Origin of the sequence: Pseudonocardia sp. KRD291 (assembly GCF_019263595.1) — a bacterium.
GTDB lineage: Bacteria > Actinomycetota > Actinomycetes > Mycobacteriales > Pseudonocardiaceae > Pseudonocardia.
The window spans coordinates 125,443-139,490 of the sequence record NZ_JADQDD010000001.1; the positions used below are offsets into that span (position 1 = coordinate 125,443).

Annotated in this window: 16 protein-coding genes; 10 read left to right on the plus strand and 6 right to left on the minus strand. The window is 69.0% G+C overall.

Annotation, left to right across the window (positions count from 1 at the left end):
• Positions 1-34: 34 nt before the first annotated feature.
• The 8 genes from I4I78_RS00600 to I4I78_RS00635 all read left to right on the plus strand — a co-directional run bounded on the left by I4I78_RS00600 (position 35) and on the right by I4I78_RS00635 (position 5,644).
• Positions 35-790 (plus strand): enoyl-CoA hydratase/isomerase family protein, encoded by a 756-nt coding sequence (locus I4I78_RS00600; RefSeq protein ID WP_218609149.1) that lies wholly within the window; start codon positions 35-37, stop codon positions 788-790.
• A 277-nt stretch (positions 791-1,067) separates the two neighbouring features.
• The gene (locus I4I78_RS00605; protein WP_218609150.1) at positions 1,068-1,715 is read left to right on the plus strand and encodes a TetR/AcrR family transcriptional regulator; all 648 of its coding nucleotides are present in this window, start codon (positions 1,068-1,070) and stop codon (positions 1,713-1,715) included.
• Between the two features lie 145 nt (positions 1,716-1,860).
• A complete protein-coding gene (locus I4I78_RS00610; RefSeq protein ID WP_218609151.1) occupies positions 1,861-2,661 on the plus strand; it encodes an SDR family NAD(P)-dependent oxidoreductase in 801 nt (266 codons plus the stop codon).
• Positions 2,658-3,701, plus strand: coding sequence for an LLM class flavin-dependent oxidoreductase (locus I4I78_RS00615; RefSeq protein WP_218609152.1), 1,044 nt, complete (start codon positions 2,658-2,660; stop codon positions 3,699-3,701). The genes I4I78_RS00610 and I4I78_RS00615 overlap by 4 nt, the downstream gene beginning before the upstream one ends.
• Complete coding sequence (locus I4I78_RS00620; protein ID WP_218609153.1) at positions 3,694-4,143, plus strand: MaoC family dehydratase N-terminal domain-containing protein; 450 nt, start codon at positions 3,694-3,696, stop codon at positions 4,141-4,143. The genes I4I78_RS00615 and I4I78_RS00620 overlap by 8 nt, the downstream gene beginning before the upstream one ends.
• Before the next feature lie 5 nt (positions 4,144-4,148).
• Entirely contained in the window at positions 4,149-4,604 is a 456-nt protein-coding gene (locus I4I78_RS00625) for a MaoC/PaaZ C-terminal domain-containing protein (RefSeq protein WP_218609154.1), read from the plus strand.
• 66 nt (positions 4,605-4,670) lie between these two features.
• A complete protein-coding gene (locus tag I4I78_RS00630; RefSeq protein WP_218609155.1) occupies positions 4,671-5,210 on the plus strand; it encodes a MaoC family dehydratase N-terminal domain-containing protein in 540 nt (179 codons plus the stop codon).
• A complete protein-coding gene (locus I4I78_RS00635) occupies positions 5,207-5,644 on the plus strand; it encodes a MaoC/PaaZ C-terminal domain-containing protein (RefSeq protein WP_218609156.1) in 438 nt (145 codons plus the stop codon). The genes I4I78_RS00630 and I4I78_RS00635 overlap by 4 nt, the downstream gene beginning before the upstream one ends.
• Before the next feature lie 263 nt (positions 5,645-5,907).
• On the opposite strand, the gene I4I78_RS00640 is transcribed toward I4I78_RS00635, so the two are convergent.
• The 6 genes from I4I78_RS00640 to I4I78_RS00665 form a co-directional block, all read right to left on the minus strand.
• Complete coding sequence (locus I4I78_RS00640; protein ID WP_218609157.1) at positions 5,908-6,504, minus strand: TetR family transcriptional regulator; 597 nt, start codon at positions 6,502-6,504, stop codon at positions 5,908-5,910.
• A gap of 309 nt (positions 6,505-6,813) precedes the next feature.
• Complete coding sequence (locus I4I78_RS00645; RefSeq protein ID WP_218609158.1) at positions 6,814-7,449, minus strand: TetR/AcrR family transcriptional regulator; 636 nt, start codon at positions 7,447-7,449, stop codon at positions 6,814-6,816.
• Between the two features lie 154 nt (positions 7,450-7,603).
• Positions 7,604-9,064 carry a cytochrome P450 gene (locus tag I4I78_RS00650; RefSeq protein WP_218609159.1) on the minus strand — a complete coding sequence of 487 codons (1,461 nt, stop codon included), beginning with the start codon at positions 9,062-9,064 and terminating at the stop codon, positions 7,604-7,606.
• Positions 9,061-10,068, minus strand: a complete 1,008-nt coding sequence (locus I4I78_RS00655) for an alpha/beta hydrolase fold domain-containing protein (RefSeq protein ID WP_218609160.1) — start codon at positions 10,066-10,068, stop codon at positions 9,061-9,063. The genes I4I78_RS00650 and I4I78_RS00655 overlap by 4 nt, the downstream gene beginning before the upstream one ends.
• Before the next feature lie 247 nt (positions 10,069-10,315).
• Complete coding sequence (locus I4I78_RS00660) at positions 10,316-10,708, minus strand: DUF6114 domain-containing protein (protein ID WP_226378830.1); 393 nt, start codon at positions 10,706-10,708, stop codon at positions 10,316-10,318.
• Positions 10,708-11,247 (minus strand): DUF6230 family protein, encoded by a 540-nt coding sequence (locus tag I4I78_RS00665; RefSeq protein ID WP_218609162.1) that lies wholly within the window; start codon positions 11,245-11,247, stop codon positions 10,708-10,710. Before I4I78_RS00665 ends, I4I78_RS00660 begins: the two co-directional genes overlap by 1 nt.
• A gap of 192 nt (positions 11,248-11,439) precedes the next feature.
• Here I4I78_RS00665 and I4I78_RS00670 point away from each other — a divergent pair, with 192 nt between their 5' ends.
• Together I4I78_RS00670 and I4I78_RS00675 are read left to right on the plus strand one after the other, a co-directional pair.
• Positions 11,440-12,195 (plus strand): MerR family transcriptional regulator, encoded by a 756-nt coding sequence (locus I4I78_RS00670; protein WP_218609163.1) that lies wholly within the window; start codon positions 11,440-11,442, stop codon positions 12,193-12,195.
• Positions 12,196-12,796: 601 nt separating this feature from the next.
• A partial coding sequence (locus I4I78_RS00675) for a cytochrome P450 (RefSeq protein WP_226378831.1) occupies positions 12,797-14,048 on the plus strand: 1,252 nt, incomplete at its 3' end.

The following is a 14,048-nucleotide window of genomic DNA, read 5'->3' on the forward strand; positions in this document are numbered from 1 at the left end:
CGTACTGGTCGACCGACCGGAACCGGGTGTCGCGGTGATCACCCTGAACCGGCCGGCCGCGCGGAACGCGGTCGGATGGCAGACGTGGGAGGAGCTCGGTCCGGCGGTGGCCGAGGTGGCCGCCGATGACAGCTGCCGATCGGTCGTGCTGTCCGGATCGGGCGGGTCGTTCTGCGCCGGTGGTGACGTCAAGTCGTCCCCATCGCGCGGCAACGGGATCGGGGCACCGGCGGCCCGCTTGCTGGTCGGACAGCGGGTGCTCGGGGACTTGCTCCGGCTGCCCAAGCCTGTGCTCGCCGCCGTCGAGGGCCCTGCCATGGGTATCGGCTGGAGCCTGGCGCTGGCCTGCGACGTCGTCTTGGCAGCCCGGAACTCGGTGTTCGGCGCCCCATTCGTGCTGCGTGGACTGGTGCCCGACGGTGGTGCGGCCTGGTTCCTGACCCGGGCGCTCGGCCGGCAACGGGCGTCCGCCCTCCTGTTGTCTGGTGGCCGGATGACCGCGGAGGAGGCCGAGTCGGCGGGCCTCGTCGGGCAGTTGACGGAGCCGGGTGCTGCACTCTCAGACGCCATCGCGATGGCCGTGGCCATGGCCGCGGGGCCGGCCGAGGCCCTACGCCTGACCAAGGGAATGATCCGCGCGGCCCATGACCTGCCGCTGGAGCGCTTCCTCGAGCTTGAGTGGCTCTCGGCGACGCTCGACATCACCGGTCCCGACGCCGCGGAGGGTCGTGCGTCCTTCGTCGAGAAACGCGAACCCGACTTCTCCACCGTCCGCGACAGCCCGCTGTAACAGCGCCTCCGGGCGGGCACCATGACGGTGCGGGCCGACCGGCTGGGAGGTGGGCAGCGGTTCTGGGCGATGGCCCATCCGGGGCCGACACCGACTCGCCCTGGACCCACGAGAGCGACGGCACCGACAGGCTGCTCTCCCGCCACCCGATCCGCAGGCTCGGCGATGACTCAATTCGGGACACCTGCGGTGGCCATTCGGACCTGTAACCGAACCGTCGCTCCACCACCTATGCTGGAATCGACCGTTAACGGTGGTTAATCAGGAGGTCGACCCGATGCCGTCCCGGACGCGCGGCGCAGCTACGGCCGGCGACACCGGCCGGGAGCGCGCCATCCTCTCCGCGGCCACGCAACTGTTCCACGAACGAGGCTTCCACCAGGTCGGCGTCGACGGCATCGGCGAGCTCGCCGGCATCAGCGGTCCTGCGATCTACCGGCACTTCGGCGGCAAGGACGAGATCCTCGCCGCACTGTTCGACGCCGCGATCGACCGGCTGCTGCTGCTGTGCGGTCAGCTACCTCCGGAGCCGTTCGACGCGCTGCAGCGGCTCATCGAGGCTCACGCGGAGTTCGCTGTGACCGACCGGGCGCTGCTCTCGGTCTACGCACGTGAGGAACGGTCACTCGCCGAACCCTGGCGACGCGGGCTGCAACGACGCCAACGCCAACACATCGACCGATGGCTGCGTGTGCTCGGCCGCTGCTACCCGGACCGCACGGCCGCCGAGCAGGAGGCTGCGGCACACGCGGCCATCGGCATGGTGCACTCAGTCGCGAGCTGGCCACGATCGGCTCGCGAGGGACTCGACCTGGCACCCACGCTCGTGTCCTTCGTCCGAGGTGGCCTGCATTCCCTCGGCCCCTGGGGCGGCGGCCCCGAGTTCGAATCGGGGAGTGACCTGACCCACCCCGCCGCTGTATGATAACGACGGTTAACCTGCTGGCCGTTCAATGAGGAGCGCACATGGCACACCGGCTTCCCCATCCGGTTACCGAGCTGGACGTGCTCGCGGCCGCGCGGACCCTCGCCGGCGCCGCGATCGGCCCCGACGAGCTGGGATCGACCTCATGACCGCAGCAATGCCCGCACCGTTGGAGGTCGCGGGCACGGGCCGGCTCGCCGGCAAGGTCGCCATCGTCACCGGAGCGGCAGGTGCCGGCATCGGTCAGGCCGTGGCCCGTCGTTACGCGGCCGAGGGGGCCAAGGTCGTCGTGACCGACGCCCACGCCTCACGGCCTGCGCAGCTGGCCAAGGACATCGAGGACGCCCACGGTGTCGAGACGATCGGCATGACCGTCGACGTCCGCGAGCCCGAGCACATCGCGGCGATGGTGCGCGCCGCCTCCGATCGGTGGGGCCGCATCGACGTGCTGCACAACAACGTTGGGATCAACAAACTGGCCCCGATCTGGGAGATGGACGACGAGACCTGGGACTTCGTCCAGGACATCTGTCTGAAGGCCGCCTTCCGCACGTTGCGGGCGGTACTGCCGGCGATGATGGAGCAGGGCTCGGGCTCGATCGTGAACATGGCCTCGGTGGCGGGATACGTAGGGTCGACGTCGGGCGAAGCCGCCTATTGCGCGGCCAAGGCCGGCGTCATGGGGCTCACCCGCGCCGCAGCCGCCGAGCTCGGCCCCAAGGGGGTACGGGTCAACGCCATTGCACCCGGCCTGATCTGGAACCCCTTCCTGGAGCGCATCTACCCGGCCGGCGAGCTGCAGAAGCTCGTAGATCCAGCCGCGCTGGGCCGCGCCGGTCAGCCCGAGGAGGTGGCCGCGCTCTCGCTGTTCCTCGCCTCTGAGGAGTCCCGGTACATCACCGGAGAGGTGCACACCATCTCCGGCGGCATGTACTACAAGGCATGAGTACCTACGGCGTGTCGGTACTCGGGACCGACCTGACGGCACTTGCCGACACGGCACAGGCAGCGGACCGCGCCGGCTTCGACGCGGCCTGGACATCGGAGTTCTACTCCCGTTCCGGGTCCATCTCGATGGCGGCGATGGCCGGCCGCACCCAGCGCTGCCGGCTCGGCTCGTCAATCATGTACGGCATCGGGCGCAGCCCGCTGGTGCTGGCCACCGAGGCCCGCGACCTCGACGAGCTATCGGGCGGCCGGGTCGTGCTCGGCCTGGGCAACGGGACGAAACGGATGATGAGCGACTGGCACGGCGTCGCCGACACCTCCGCGCCCGCCCTGCGCATGGAAGAGCTCGTGCCGCTGATCCGCCGCATCTGGAACCTGCACGAGGGTCCGGTGCGCCACGAGGGTCGCTTCTACCGCATGAACCTGGTGCCGACCGGCGAGCTCGAACCTCCGCGGCGGGCCGTCCCGATCGTCACGGCCGGGGTCCGACCGCGGATGTGCGAGGTGGCCGGCCGGGTGGCCGACGGCCTCGCCGGCCACCCGCTGTTCACCACCACCTACGTCGAGGAGGTCGTACGCCCCGCGATCGCGAAGGGCGCCGCGCACGCGGGCCGGGACCCGGGCGACGTCGAGGTCATCTCGATGGTGATCTGCGCGATCCACGACGATCCCGAGGTGGCCCGGCGCGAGGCCGCCCAGCAGATCGCCTTCTACTCCTCGGTCAAGTCCTACGACACGGTGCTCGAGGTCAACGGCTTCACCGCACAGGGCGAGGCCATCCGGGAGGCGTTCGGGCGCCGCGACCTACCCGCGATGTTCGCCGCCGTCACCGACGACATGATCGACACGATGGCCGTGGCCGGCACCGCGGAGCAGGTGCGCGCCGGGCTGCAGCGCTACGAGGGGGTGCTCGACCACATCATTCTGTACTCCCCCTCGATCGGTCTCACCCCGCAACGTATCCAGGAGAACCTCCACAGCATGATCAGCGAGTGCGCGCCTGCCTCGGTCGGCGCGGGAGGTGGCGGCGGTGACTGACGACTCACTCACCGGCCGGGACCTGGGGACCATGACGTTCCCGGTGGACCGGTCCAAGGTCCGCGAGTTCGCCCGTTCGCTGGGCGATCTCGACGAGGTGTATACCGATGTCGAAGCGGCACGCGCCGCGGGCTTCACCGACATCCCGGTGCCACCGACGTTCGTCGTGTCCTCGGCCCACTGGCGCGAGGAGGACAACATGGTCGCCACCCTCGGGCTGGACCTGCGTCGCGCGCTGCACGGCGAGTGCGGCTGGGAGTACTACGGCCCTGTAGTGGTGGGCGACGAGCTCACAGCCTCCCGCCGGGTGTCCGGCGTGAGTACGCGAGAGGGCAGGCGCGGCGGGACGATGACCATGGTCTCGATCGAGACGGACTTCACCAACCAGCGCGGCGAGCTCGTCGTCCGCCAGACCGACGTGCTCGTCGAGACCGGAGGCTGAGCCCGGTGAGCAGCACCCCCACGGCGACTCCCCCCACACCCACCTCGCCCGTCACCCTCGCCGTCGGCGACGAGATGCCGGTCTCGGAGTTCGGGCCGCTGACCCGCTCGCACATCGTCCGGTATGCCGGCGCGAGCGGGGACTTCAACCCGATCCACCACGACGAGGAGTTCGCGCGCTCGGCCGGGATGCCCGGGGTGTTCGGAATGGGCCTGCTGCACGGCGGCCTACTCGGACAGCGGTTGGCAGCCTGGGTGGGCCTGGCCGCGATCAGGGCCTACCGGATCCGTTTCACCGGTCAGGTCTGGCCTGGCGACGTCCTGTGTTTCAGCGGCACCGTCACCGGCGTCCGCGAGCAGGACGGCGAACAGCTCGCCGACCTCGCACTGGAGGTGACCCGGCAGACCGGCGACCCGGCGATCAGGGCGACCGCCGTCGCAAAGGTTGCCCAGTGCGCGTGATGGCAGCCGACCAGCGGATCGGTCCGGTTCTCCGGCCGGACCACACCACCGACGGAAAGGACGACCGTGAGCACTGCGCCCACCGACGTCACCGGTCTCGGGATGGCCTTCGGGACCCTCGAGGAGGGTCTGGCCTGGGCCGGTCGCACCTCAGAGCCAAAGCAGGCCTGGTTCCCGATCGACCGGTCGATGGTCCTGTACTACTGCTCGCTGGTGGAGGACGCCAACCCGCGGTACTGGGAGGGTGACGAGTGCCCGCCCGGCCTGCTGATGACCCTGGGCTTCAACCCCCAGTGGACCCCCGAGCACCTGCACCGCGACGACTCGCTGTTCGCGCTCAACGTGCCCCTGCCCGGGCACCACATCATCAACGCCTCCACCACCACGGAGCTGGAGCGCCGGCCGCGGGTCGGCGACCACGTGTCGATCATCGAGGAGATCGTCTCGGTGTCTCCGGAGAAGACGACCCGGATCGGCACCGGGGTGTTCATCACCTCACTGACCACCTACAGCGACCAGCACGGCGAGGTCATCGCGCGCAACACGAACGTGCTGTTCCGGTACGAGATCACGGACACCAGCGCCGAGACCGAGGAGGAGGCATGACCACCACCGCCGCTGCAGGACTGCGCTTCGACGACGTCGCGGTCGGCGACGAGATCACCCCGGTCGCGATCCCGATCACCTACAAGCGGATCTGTATGAACGCCGCGGCCACCTGGGACTGGTTCCCCGGCCACCACGATCCCGAGTACGCGCGCAGCCAGGGCCAACAGACGATCTACCTCTCGACACTGTTCTTCCACGGCTTCATCGACCGCGCCCTCGGCGACTGGGCCGGCCCGGACGCACTGCTACGCCGCCGCAAGATATCGATGATCAGATCGATCTACCCGGGGCAGACCGCGACCCTGACTGGACGCGTCGTCGACAGACGCGGGGTGGACGGCAAGGGCCTGATCGACCTGGAGCTGATGGTCTCCAGCGAGGAGGGGCCGTGCGTGCCCAGCGAGGCGACGCTGCAGCTGCCAACCGAATAGGCGTAATCCATGGGCTCGAACGGCGTTCATCGAGGTCGTGCGCTGCGCCTGGGCCCCTCATGGTGCACGGACCTGCGAACCAAGTCCTGCGCTGGGACGCCATCGAGTGTTGGCTCCACGGGGAAACGTACGGCTGCTGCGGAAGCTGAACTGGTTGGCCCTAAGCCTGACGGAGACGTGTCCGGAGGACCGGGTCAGGTCCCACGGGGTTTCTATCGCTTGCTGCGTCGACATGAACGGCCTGACATCTCGGGCCGGTCCGGCTACGCCTGCCGGGATGGAGGCCGTACGTCGAGGAAGCGGGTGATGAGGGTGGCGATGTGGTTCGCGACTTGTGTACTCGGGTGCAGTGGCAGGACCACGTGGCTGAGGGCCAGGCGGGTGGCGGTCTCGGCTGCGTCACGGGCGTCTTCGACAGGGACATCTGGCCGTACGGCTGTGATCGCGTCGGCCAGTTTGTCCCGCGCTGCGCTGATGACTGGCTCTGCATCGGTGGTGAGCAGCGGGAGGAGTTGGTCGCGTCCGTCGGCGGTGATGACGGACTTGAGCAGAGGATCGGCCGCGGCGGTCTCCAGGGTGTAGAGAGCGGCTGCGCGCCATTGCTCATAGATGTCGTCGCTGCCGGAGAGTGCTCGATCGACCCCGGCGAGGAAGCGCTCGGTGAGTTGCAGGACCAGGGCCTGAGCCAGGCCGCGCTTGTTGGTGAAGGCGTTGTAGAGCGTTTGGCGGCTGACCCCGAGGCGGGCGGCGACGGTTTGGACCTGTAACCCGTCCCAGCCGTGGGTGGCGACCTCCTCGGCTGCGATGTCGAGGGCGGCCCGGATCGTCTTCTGACGACCTCTGTCGTCGGCGGCGCGCACAGTGCCATGCTAGCGATCACTCCGGCAGAAGTGGACAAGCTGGCCGGATGCGTCTTGTCGTTCGCGGCACACTGTCCGCGCTGCTTGACGTGGGCGAGACCAGGTGGCGTCGCGGCAACGGTGACGGGAGCTCGACGCTGATGGCCTCGGGGGCGGTCCTCCGGTCACGCGTGGTCGACGTACCGGTGGTCCTTCTGGAGGGGTGAGACCGAGTCGGCGTGGCGTTCCCGGCGCCGACCTGACCTCCCCACGCCGGCCGAGCGGATCGGGTGGTGCCGGCCCTGCGACCTGCCGGCCGCTTCTTCTGCCTCACCGCGGGCGATGGCTGCCCACGAGTAGAGCGGCCACTACTGCCGTGTGCTCGGTGATCTGTGAGGCGTCGACGTCGAGCTCGCCAGCGTTCCACGCCGCGATGATCTCGGCGAACCCTCCGACTCCCAGCAGAGTGCTCATCCGGAGCCGGGCCGGGTCAGTCGTCTGCGGCAGCCGTGGGCCGGCCCAGTCGACCAGTAGGTCGGCGAACGTCCGCAGCATTTCTCGACGTCGGGGTTCGAGCACCGCGCTGCCGGTGTGGTCGCCGAGGACGATGCGCGCACACGCCGGATCCGTGCGCAGGTGCTCGACGACCGCATCGATGACCGTGCGGAGCGCACCGACAAGATCACCGTCGGCGTTGCCGACGAACGCGTCCACGACCTGCGCCACCAGCGCATCCCGCTCCTGGTCCCACACCGCGCCCAGCAGCGCGTCACGATCGGGGAAGCTCTGGTAGAAGTACCGGTCGACGAGGCCGGCGCGGCCGCAGACGCCACGCATCGTGACGGCGGCCCACCCCTCCGCGCCCCAGATCTCGCGCGCAGCGGCCAGAAGGCGGAGCTGGCGATCGGATCGGCGGGCCTCGGCGCTGCGCCCGCCATAGATCCCCGTCGGCCCCTGAGCGTGCACACGCCCATCCTGACGCAGACCCGAACCGGGCACGAGCGTGGGCACCGTCCCCGATCAGAGGGTGCGAGCGATACTCCGTCCTGATCTCGTCGGTGCCACCGTAGACCGGGTCATGTGGTTCCTCCGGGTTGTCGGCGACGGCGTCGGGGCGCGATCAGTGCACGGGGAGCAGGCGCAGGGGTAGCCCGTCGGCGGGGACCGGCAGCGAGGTGTTGTCCCAGCGGGGGCGGTATCCCGGGTCGATGGTCCACCGGTGGGCCCGCAGCATCTCGTGCATGATCGCGGTCACCTCCAGACTCCCGAAGATCATGCCGATGCACTTGTGCACCCCACCGCCGAAGGGGATCCACGCGTCGCGGTGGCTCTTGTCCTCGCGCCGGGGCTCAGCGAACCGGTCGGGGTCGAACGTGTCCGGCTCACTCCAGCACGCCGGGTCGAAGTGATTGACGGCTCCGGCCACCATCACCAGTGTGTTCGCTGGGACGTGGTGTCCGCACACGGCTGTGGCCGCGACGGTGCGGCGCATCACGACCGGCACCGGAGCCACCAGGCGCAAGGACTCCTTGATGGCGCGGTTCAGTGTCCCGAGGGACTCCAGAGCCGCACGGTCGGGCGGGGCGTCCCCGAGAGCGACCGACTCGGCGCGTGCCCGCTCCTGCCACTCCGGATTCGCCCCGAGGAAGTACGCGACGGCGGAACTTGTGATCGTCGAGGTGTCGTGTGCGGCCATCATGAGGAAGATCATGTGGTTGACCACGTCGTCATCGGAGAAGGCTTCTCCGTCCTGTGTGCGGGCCTGGCACAGCGCGGAGAACAGGTCCGCGCCGTCACTGGTCCGCTTCGCGGCGAGGTTCGCCCGGAAGTAGCGCTCGAGCACGCGACGGCCGCGGAGGCCGGCGTGCCAGCGCGTGCCGGGGACGTCCCACTTCACGATGCTGCTCGCCGCCCGGACGCAGTCGACGAAGGCCTTGTTGACCTCCTCGGCCTCGGGGCCGGGACGGTCGTCCATGAAGACCCGGGTGGCTACGTCGAGCGTCAGGCTCTTCAGGGCCGGGTAGAGCCGCATCGGCGCGTCCTGGCGCCAGGTCGGCACCGTCTCCCGAACACAGGCGACGGTCTCGTCAGTGTAGCCCCGCAGTCGTTCGGCGGTGAAGGCCTCCTGCATCACGCGCCGGTGAAAGCGGTGCTCGTCGAAATCCAGGAGCATGAGGCCGCGGTGGAAGAAGTTGTCGATCAGATATCGCCAACCGTCCTGTGAGAAGGCCTTGTCGGCGTTCGTGAGCACGGTGTGCGTCGCCTCGGGCCCCGCGACCTGGACGACGCGCTCTCCCAGGAAGCCGGTCCACGAGACCGGGCCGAACCGCTCGAAGCGTGCACGGGTGAAGTCGGAGCCGAACCGGATGTACTCCAGCGTCCGACCGAGACCGGGCAGACCCTGGTCACCGAGGACGGGCGATAGGCCTGACCCCGGCGGCGACGGGGCCAGCGGCGTTCCTGCCGCCTGTCGCGCCCGGTCGAGGAGGCGGCGATCGAGTGCGGAGGGCAGGGGCGCGAGCAGCGCGGAGGACATCCGTTCGCGCACGGCGCGCCGGGCGTGGTCGGTGAGGGTGGTCATGTGTAGCTCCCTGCTGTGGAGTCGGGGGTGACGGGATCGAGTCGGGCGCGGACGAAATCGGCGGCTTCGCGTAGCGAGCGGGTGGCCTCCGGGACGAAGCCGGCGAGAGCCTGGAAGACGTGGAGCTGGCCCGGCCACTCGAGGAGCTCGACGTCGCCTCCGGCGAGTTCGACCAGCTCGGCCAGGTAACGGGCATCCCCACAGAGGAACTCCGAGCCGCTGACGTGCACCTGCACCGGTGGCAGGCCGGTCAGGCCCGCCGCGGTGATCTGCAGCCCTGCGGAGGCGCGCTCGGTGCCGTCGAGGTAGAGCGCGAGGAGTCGCTCGACGCGTCGGACCGAGACCAGCGGGTCGCGGGAGTGCCCGTCCTCCCACTTGTGTGCCTCGGTGAGCGAGAGGTCGATCAACGGGGAGAACAGCAGCACCCCGGCAGGGCACGTTCCCCGGGCGGTCAGCTCGGTCGCCAGCGCGATCGAGAGCTGCCCGCCCGCCGAATCGCCGGCGATCACGGTCCTGGCCGGCGAGGCGCCCTGAGCTAGCAGCCAGTCGAAGGCCGCGGCGACGTCGTCCGCCGCGGCCGGGTACCGGTGGGTCGGAGCGAGGCGGTAGTCGCAGGCGAACACCGGGCGCCTGGTTCGGACGGCGAGCCGGCTCGTGATGGCGCGGTGCGTCCGCGCTGAAGCGACCGCGTACCCGCTGCCGTGAACGTAGAAGACGACGCCGCCGCCCAGGTTCGGGAGACCGCGCCCGGTGACCGGAGGCAGCACCCACTCGCCACGGATCTCGAGGCCGGACGGGGCCATCGCGCGCACCGGCCGGATCGACGCGGCCGGATGCGGGCGGCACACCAGATCGGTGAACGCCCGGAGCGCGCGGCGCGTGGAGCGGATCACGAGATCGGTGTCGGGGACGAGCTCGACCAGCGGCCTGATCGTCCAGCGAACAAGATGCGCGCAGGCGCGAGCCTGCCAGGAGGCCTGTCGCCAACCACTCTGCGGGCGCATGCCCTCAGAATGGTCGCAGCCATCCGGTCAGTCAAGACTTGACAGAGAACGGCTTCGTGTCCATATCAATGACTGTCTGAGGGGTCGCGTGGTGGAGAAGGCCAAGGGGACACGTCACAGGAGGATCGCCGAAGCCGGGGCGGTTCATCTTGCATGTGCAAATGCCCGACCGACCGGTCGAGATCGCCGCACGCGACATTGCAGCGGTACTGACCCCGTTCATCGGCGAGCTCCGGGCGGAGACTGGTTAGTCCGACCAATGGCCTGCGCGCGGTGGAGCCCAGGCGAAGCCCAACGAACCGCCGAGGACACCGAGCAACAGCCCGATGACCAGCCCGCCCACGTTGGTGGTGACGAACGAGGCCAGCGACATGACAACCGCGGCGACGCCGATCGGGGCGTGCAGGTGCGGGGAGAACCACAGGAACAGCCCACACGCACAGATCAGTGCACCGAGCACGAACCCCGACACTCCAGCCAGCCCGGGGAGCAGCACGATCGACATGCCACGGGCAGGTAGCAGCATGACCGCCGCGCCTCCGGCTGAGGTGAGCGTGCCGGCGACGACGGGCCGGCCCGAGATCCAGCGCCGCAGAGGAGACGGCGTCGGCTCGACAGCCTTGTTGGTCCTGTTCGGCATCACAGGCACTCCGGCTGATCGTCCCCGATGCGGAGCGACAGGTTGGAGATCTGTAGCTGGTTGACCGTCGCCCACCGAGCGGTCGCGCTGACGTTGAGCGCGAGGTTCCCCGCCTGGACGGGAACGGCACCCGGTCCGCCGGCATCGGTCGGAGTCCCGTCGGGGGTGAATGCGCGGTTCAGCCCGAGCTGCTGGCCCAGCACGTCGACCCCGTCAATGCTCTCCAACGCGAACTTCACGTCTCCGGCGCTGACCTCCGGGCCATCGGGTGGCGTCTCGGCGCGCAGCACGAACTTCCCCACCGCCGTGTCAGCTCGCGTCGACACACACAGACCTCGTGCCTTGAGGTCGCTCAGCGCCACCACCACCGTGGCCTTCCGTTGACCGTCGCGGGTCTGAAAGAACTCCGGGAATGTGCCCCCTACCCGAGTGGTCAGACTCTTGGCGCTGATCTTCAACGTCTGCTGCCCCTCCAGTGCCAGCGCGACCGGAACCGCCCCGGTCGCAGCACCGGCACCCAGCATCAGCAGTGCCAGCATCGCCGGCACGAAGAGCAGACCGAACCGCCGCCAGCGGAGTCGTCTTCGCGGTGCGGACATCACCATGGGCGCCCGATGTCGTGCCATGATCGTGGATACCCTCTCCCGGAGCGAAAACGTCACTGACAGCTTCAACTGTGACAGTCGTTGATGGTGACGTATGTCGTACGTCACTCGACACGAGGGGGGCACTTGCCGGAGTTCCGCATCGACGAACTGGCCCAGGTCAGCGGCGTATCCGTGCGCAACATCCGCGCGTACCAGGACAGCGGGATCCTTCACCCGCCCAAGCGGCAGGGTCGGGTCGGGATCTACAGCGAGGACCACCTGGCCCGCCTGCGGCTCATCGCCGGGCTGCTGAAGCGCGGCTACACCGCCACCAACATCGGCGAGCTATTGCGGGCCTGGGAGGGCGGACGCGACCTGTCCAACATTCTCGGCCTCGAGCAGGTCGTCACCGGCATTGCCGATGCGGCCCCGTCTACCTACCTCACGGCCGACCAGCTCCGCGAGCTACTCATCACCGCCGACGCCTCCCACGACACTTCTGCCAGCGCGGTGCAGGCCGGCCTCGTCGAACACGACGGAGACCGCTATCGGGCGCCAAACGCCCGCCTCCTCCATGCCGTCGCCGCGCTACTCCGGGCCGGGGCGCCCGCCCAGGCGGTGTTCGCGTTCAGCGCGCAGCTCCGCGACGCGGTCGACACCACCGTCCACAAGTTCGTCACTGCAGTCGCCGCCGACATCCTGCGCGACAAACAGCCCGAATGGATGCCGACCGGAACGGAAATCCCGCAGCTCGCCGAGTACGTCAGCACGATAACGACACAAACTGAGTCCGCCGCCGCCGCCGCGGTGACCCACGACATCAGTCTCTACCTCGACGCTGCCCTCGGCGACTACATCGCAAGAATCATGCCGCACCTGCAGCAGAGCCACACGCCGTAGCAAGGGCTATACCGTTGCGCGTCAACATATCTGCGGCGGCATGTGGCGCCGAGGCTGACGTGCGAGCCCGACCCCGATACGCGCCTCGTCGGGAACAAGTACCACTGGCCAGCGGCGGGGCGGAGAACCCGAGATCCAGTGGAAGTTGAGGGACTCGATGCAACCAGCCACGTGACTGCTGATCACGCCGTTCGGAGTCGAGATCGTCCCGCTGGTGTAGAGACTGCTCAAGTGCCCCGATCCTCGATGAGGCAGCACGGTCCGCTCTCGGCGGCGTAGCGCTCAGTTCCTCGTGGGACGCCAGGCCCCGACCGACCCGGGCGACCATGCTGCCTCCGTCCCCGGGGCGGCGAGGCCCGCCGGACGCGGCGTGCCCGTCCGCGCGGAGGAGCGCCCCGCTCACCAAGGCGGCCAGGTGCGGTGCGGGCTCTCGTTCCGCGGTCTCGCTTAGTTCCTCTCCGCGTCGACACGCAGAAGTAGACATGAAATGGTTCTATGTCTTGACGGAGGACGGCTTGTTGTCCACGATGACGTGACCCGCTGACGAACCGATGGGAAGCTCCGTCGAGTCGACCCGGCCCAAGGGATCGGAGTGTCACCGTTGACCCAGCATGTGACCCGCTCGTCGAGCGGGAATCCCGACCGTCCCCACGACGAGGTCGATATCTCCTCGCGGGCGTTCTGGTCGACGTCGGCCGATGTCCGGGAGAAGACGTTCGCGTTGCTGCGCGAGCGCGGCACCGTGACCTGGCACCCGCCGTTCCAGGAGCAGCTGCTCGAGGATCCCGAGGACTACGGTTTCTGGGCGGTCACCCGCTACGACGACCTGGTCGAGGTCACCAAGCGACACGAGGATTTCCTGTCCGGGCCCGGCATCCTGATGGAGAACCTCCCGGCGGAGTTCGTCGAGGCCGGGCAGTCCATCATCGGGATGGACCCACCCCGGCACACCAAGCTGCGCCGGTTAGTGGCCGCGGCGTTCACACCCAAGCAGATGCGCCGGATCAACGATCGCATCGAGGCCAACGCCAAGATGGTCGTCGAGAACCTGGTGGCCGCACTGGAACGCGATGGCGGGCAGACCGACTTCGTCGCCGAGTGCGCCGAGCTGCTCCCGATGCACAACATCAACGACATCATGGGCGTGCCCGACGGGCAACGGCAGGAAGCCGCCCACCAGATGAAGGTCGGCACCAGCTGGAACGACCCAGAACTGGTCGGCGAGACCCGCGAAGAGGTGTTCACCGCGCTGCTCGGAGCCATGGGCTACATGCACGAACTGGCGTCCTCGCTGACCCGCGAGCGCCGTGAAAGCCCCACCGACGACCTGATCACCGCCCTGGCCCAGGCCGAGGTCGATGGCGAGAAGCTCACCGACCACGAGATCGGCGCGTTCTTCGTGCTGCTCACCATCGCCGGCAACGACACCACCCGACAGTCCACCAGCCACGGCCTGCTGGGTCTGACCGCCTTCCCCGACCAGCGCGCCTGGCTGCTCGAGGACCTCGACGCGAGACTGCCCGACGCGGTCGAGGAGATGGTCCGCTGGGCCACCCCGATCATGACCTTCCGGCGGACCGCAGCCCGCGACTGCGAACTCGCCGGCCAGCAGATCACCGAGGGCGACAAGGTCGTCATGTTCTACTCCTCGGCCAACCGCGACGAGGCCCGGATCGAGCGACCGCACGAGCTCGACCTCTCCCGCCACCCCAACCCGCACATCAGCTTCGGCGGCGGCGGCATCCACCACTGCCTGGGCAATCAGCTCGCCCGCTTCCAACTCAAGGCCCTGTTCAAAGAACTGGCGACCCAACTGCCCGACCTGCAGGCCGGGGAACCCGAGCTGACCCCAG

Excerpts from the sequence above, each read along its gene's own strand:
- I4I78_RS00650 (WP_218609159.1), bottom strand. The coding sequence starts at position 9,064 with ATGACCACCCTCACCGACCACGCCCGGCGCGCCGTGCGCGAACGGATG.
- I4I78_RS00665 (WP_218609162.1), bottom strand. The coding sequence starts at position 11,247 with ATGCTGGCACTGCTGATGCTGGGTGCCGGTGCTGCGACCGGGGCGGTT.
- I4I78_RS00635 (WP_218609156.1), top strand. The coding sequence starts at position 5,207 with ATGACCACCACCGCCGCTGCAGGACTGCGCTTCGACGACGTCGCGGTC.
- I4I78_RS00660 (WP_226378830.1), bottom strand. The coding sequence starts at position 10,708 with ATGCCGAACAGGACCAACAAGGCTGTCGAGCCGACGCCGTCTCCTCTG.
- I4I78_RS00655 (WP_218609160.1), bottom strand. The coding sequence starts at position 10,068 with ATGCGCCCGCAGAGTGGTTGGCGACAGGCCTCCTGGCAGGCTCGCGCC.
- I4I78_RS00610 (WP_218609151.1), top strand. The coding sequence starts at position 1,861 with ATGACCGCAGCAATGCCCGCACCGTTGGAGGTCGCGGGCACGGGCCGG.
- I4I78_RS00605 (WP_218609150.1), top strand. The coding sequence starts at position 1,068 with ATGCCGTCCCGGACGCGCGGCGCAGCTACGGCCGGCGACACCGGCCGG.
- I4I78_RS00615 (WP_218609152.1), top strand. The coding sequence starts at position 2,658 with ATGAGTACCTACGGCGTGTCGGTACTCGGGACCGACCTGACGGCACTT.